This window comes from uncultured Leptotrichia sp., from assembly GCF_938036635.1.
Classification (GTDB): Bacteria; Fusobacteriota; Fusobacteriia; order Fusobacteriales; family Leptotrichiaceae; genus Leptotrichia; species Leptotrichia hongkongensis.
The window spans coordinates 1-3,741 of the sequence record NZ_CALHQO010000264.1; the positions used below are offsets into that span (position 1 = coordinate 1).

Consider the following 3,741-nt stretch of genomic DNA (forward strand, 5'->3'; position numbering starts at 1 on the left):
AATATAATAATTTTATTAATAATGATATAGTGTTTTTTTACTTTTTTTAGATATTTCTCTTTCGCTATCATATGTACAAAAATATGATTATGGTGGAGTAACATTAGAATTTAAACTTAATCCAGGAACAACGAATGAATTGATGAATATAGGGGTTAAAGATAAAAGTCAAATAAGTGGTATAATGGCGAATCCTAATTATAATTATTCAAAATTGCCAAATGCATCTAAAGGTTGGGGAAATAATCATGCAATGTTTAAATTGGAAACAACAATTCAAAAAAAACTATAATAAATATAGGATTAGAAAGAGAAGGTGGAAAAGCATTGAGTATCTTTAATGATAATATTATCGATTACAAAGTAATAGGAGAATAATAATTATGGACAAATATCTTGAGGAAGTTATATTACTATCAAAATGGTATAATAAAGAATTAACTGATGATGAGTTTTTAGAAAAATTTAAATTGGAAAAAATTAGGTATAGAAGAGAAGTTCCTAATATTGCAAAAGAAAAATTAAAAGAAGCTTGTACTTTGAAAAATGGAGATATGATGATGTATTATTCTCATTTAGTTTTTTGTTTCGTTTTTTCATCAAAAATAGATTTTGATGAAATTAAAGACAGTATTGAGGAAATGATAACAGGAAATTGGCACTATGACCATGAAAATATAGCAGGTGCATTTGAAGATATAGCTTCACCAAAAACAATAGAATGGGTGTATTATTTAGCATTGGCACATCAGTTTGAAGGATATGAAGGGGGAATTGCAATGGCTAGAAAATGTATTCATGCACTAGGGAAAATAAATACTCCTAAATCAAAAGAAAAATTGGAACTTTTGGCTAATAATTTAAATGAAACTGAAGAATTAAGAGAATCAGCAAAACGAGAGTTGAATAGACGTGATTTTACAAATAAGGATTTTGAGTGAGAATACTGAAGATGTAAAAAAATGATTCCTTTTAAAGAAGAGGCGAATAAAGTAACTAGAAAAAAGGCAATAGATAGACAATTAGGAAAAGACGGGGGAAAGGATTAGAAATATTCAATTATAATTTAAAAAATACGAAGTGATAAAGGAGAATAAAAAAATGGATTATAGAAAAGAATTAAAAAAATTCTTTGAATTAAGCAAAAAATTTTATATTGTAAATTTTCAACTGAGAAATGAGGAATTAATCTCAAATTTTTCTAGTGTTACAGATGAAGAAAAAATAGATATGATTAAAGAAGGAATAAAACAAGCATGCTATAAAAAAAATTCAGATGAGATAGCGTACTTAATGTATTCCATTGGGATTTTTGGTTTATTTCCAAAATATTCATTAAATTTTGTTAAGAGTTTCAGCGAATTATCAAGAGAGGAATTTCATGAGGAACATGAAACTATAGCATCATATTTTCAAAGTTTACATTTACCTCAAACAATAGACACGGTATACGAACTAGCAACTTCGAATTTTGAAAAATATCGTTGGGATGATAATTTTGTATTAGTAAGAAAATGTTGTTTTGCTTTAGGAGACATAAATACTCCTAAGGCGAAAGAAAAATTGGAATTATTATTACAAAGCGAAGAAGAGACTATAAGAGAACATGCAATGGAGCAGTTGAAGAGATGTAATTTTACAAATAAGGATGTCGAATGAAAGGATTAATTATGAAAAAAGAAGAGGAAAGAAATATTTATGCTGTATTTGATGATAAAACAATAAGAGTTTATCAGGCATATAACAATGAAATAGCAGATGAGGCTTTAAAATTAGGAAAGTTTGGAAGTAAGTTCAGTTTAAACAGAATGACTTGGATAAAACCGTCATTTCTCTGGATGATGTACAGAAGTGGCTGGGCTAGTAAGCAAGGACAGGAAAGAATACTGGCAATTGACTTGAAAAGGGAAGGATTTGATGAAATAGTGAGAAATGCAGTACTCTCATCTTTTAGAGAAGTTTCTGATTTATCTAAGGAAGAGTGGAAAGAAAAACTGGAAAATTCAGAAGTAAGATGTCAATGGGATCCAGATAGGGATATTTATGGCAATCCAATAGGAAGAAGAGCAATACAGTTAGGCATAAAGGGAGAAACAGTAAAAAAATATGTAAATGAGTGGATTGTAAATATAACGGATATAACTGATAAAGTTATAGAAATGAGAGAGAAGATTGAGAATGGGAGTTTTTTGGATAATCTATTACCGAATGAAAAAAAATACATGAAATAAATTACTAAGATAGTCATAAATGGCTATTTTTTTGTTAAAATATACAAAAAAGGAATTGACTTTTAGATAAAATATAGTAAAATAGTTTGGTAGAGAGGAGGAAAATACAATATGTTCGTTTTCTTATGCTTATATAGTAACAAGACATTACATCTCAAGAAAAAATAGCAAAAAAAAATAAAGACTTATAAAATAAATTATAAGCCTTTAAACTGATCGTTTTCTTAGATAGATATATTATAGCATATTTTATAAAAATGCCAATTCCAAAATTTTTTAATCAATAAGATTACCAGTTTTTTCAGATTTATCTTCAAATTTGTAATAGGTATCAACTGTATCAAGTAAATATCCGTCTACATCAATTTCATCTAGTTTTTTCTGATAATCCTTAACTATTTGCTTCCATTCATTACTCCAGTATTTAACAATGAAATCTCCTTTCCAATCTGGATTTTCTTCCACTATCCAGCTTGGTCTCTTATTTTCATTATTCCATTCTTCCTTCCAGTAATTTCTATAATCTCCAGCTTCTCCAATACTGAAATAAGCAATTACTTTACGTGCTCCTCCATTCTTTTTCTTTTTCAAAGCTGAGATTTGTTCCTTTGTCATAAATTTACCACTATGTGATGGCTCTATTAATAACAAATCGTAATCTGTTTCTTTTAAATATTCAAAAAATGCATCTATATCTTTAAATTTTTTTGGATCTAAAAGTACTAGAAAGTTTTTTACATCTGATAATAAATTTATATTTCTAGAATTAAAGTTCTGAATTGGAACATATGGCATTTCTGCTCCAAATGACGGTAATAATTCATTCACAAAATTTGTCTGAACGGATTTTTTTAATAAATCTGCCCTAGCTTTTTCACCAATTCCATAATTTATCGCAAATACTGGTTTTCCAGCCTTTCTAATTGGCAATAGCCAATTTAGCAATTGCTCATTTTCTTTTCCAGGAGTTGGATTTGTCAATTTGAAACCTGCTCCATAGTAAAGACTTTCCTGTGTTGTTCCATCTGTTACATTAAAAAATTCTTTATTCATTTCTCCTTTATAGAAATATAGTTCATTTCCATTTTGAGTAATCAGCAGTTTGTCATTTGATGTATTTCTCTTGATTTCTCGAATTAATTCACGCATTCTATCTCGATAAATTTCGCTTCCTATTTCATAATTTTTTTGATTTTTAACATTTTTAGCTTTTTCAATTTTTTTTTGAGAAAAACAACAACAGCAGACAAAAAGTGTTAAAAATAATAAAAGTAGTTTTGTTTTCATATTTACCTCTGTTTTATTTTATTAAAAAATATATTCCAGCCCAATTTTAGCATATCCTGTTAATTGAGACTTTTTATATTTGTATGTTCCATATTTTGTTTTTTCATATCTGAATAAAGGCCCTGCTTTTCCATAGATTCTAAACTTATCTGTAAAATTTTGAGAATATAATAAATAGGTTCCTGCTGAACTTTCAAGGGTTAAATTATTTATTTTATATTTA

General features: G+C 27.6%; 5 protein-coding genes and 1 pseudogene. 4 read left to right on the forward strand and 2 right to left on the reverse strand.

Going from position 1 to position 3,741, the window contains the following annotated elements; all coding sequences use genetic code 11:
- Positions 1–142: 142 nt before the first annotated feature.
- The 4 genes from Q0370_RS05140 to Q0370_RS05155 all read left to right on the forward strand — a co-directional run bounded on the left by Q0370_RS05140 (position 143) and on the right by Q0370_RS05155 (position 2,231).
- Entirely contained in the window at positions 143–292 is a 150-nt protein-coding gene (locus Q0370_RS05140) for a hypothetical protein (protein ID WP_299572988.1), read from the forward strand.
- A 91-nt stretch (positions 293–383) separates the two neighbouring features.
- Complete coding sequence (locus Q0370_RS05145; RefSeq protein WP_299572991.1) at positions 384–941, forward strand: HEAT repeat domain-containing protein; 558 nt, start codon at positions 384–386, stop codon at positions 939–941.
- A gap of 160 nt (positions 942–1,101) precedes the next feature.
- Positions 1,102–1,659 carry a HEAT repeat domain-containing protein gene (locus Q0370_RS05150; RefSeq protein ID WP_299572994.1) on the forward strand — a complete coding sequence of 186 codons (558 nt, stop codon included), beginning with the start codon at positions 1,102–1,104 and terminating at the stop codon, positions 1,657–1,659.
- Positions 1,656–2,231, forward strand: a complete 576-nt coding sequence (locus tag Q0370_RS05155; protein ID WP_299572997.1) for a DUF4291 domain-containing protein — start codon at positions 1,656–1,658, stop codon at positions 2,229–2,231. The genes Q0370_RS05150 and Q0370_RS05155 overlap by 4 nt, the downstream gene beginning before the upstream one ends.
- A gap of 276 nt (positions 2,232–2,507) precedes the next feature.
- Here the strand turns inward: Q0370_RS05155 and Q0370_RS05160 are convergent, their stop codons facing one another.
- Positions 2,508–3,518 carry an endo alpha-1,4 polygalactosaminidase gene (locus Q0370_RS05160; RefSeq protein ID WP_299573000.1) on the reverse strand — a complete coding sequence of 337 codons (1,011 nt, stop codon included), beginning with the start codon at positions 3,516–3,518 and terminating at the stop codon, positions 2,508–2,510.
- A gap of 21 nt (positions 3,519–3,539) precedes the next feature.
- Positions 3,540–3,741, reverse strand: a pseudogene (locus tag Q0370_RS05165) (hypothetical protein); the annotation flags it as partial.

Excerpts from the sequence above, each read along its gene's own strand:
- Q0370_RS05140 (WP_299572988.1), top strand. The coding sequence starts at position 143 with ATGAATATAGGGGTTAAAGATAAAAGTCAAATAAGTGGTATAATGGCG.
- Q0370_RS05145 (WP_299572991.1), top strand. The coding sequence starts at position 384 with ATGGACAAATATCTTGAGGAAGTTATATTACTATCAAAATGGTATAAT.
- Q0370_RS05150 (WP_299572994.1), top strand. The coding sequence starts at position 1,102 with ATGGATTATAGAAAAGAATTAAAAAAATTCTTTGAATTAAGCAAAAAA.
- Q0370_RS05155 (WP_299572997.1), top strand. The coding sequence starts at position 1,656 with ATGAAAGGATTAATTATGAAAAAAGAAGAGGAAAGAAATATTTATGCT.
- Q0370_RS05160 (WP_299573000.1), bottom strand. The coding sequence starts at position 3,518 with ATGAAAACAAAACTACTTTTATTATTTTTAACACTTTTTGTCTGCTGT.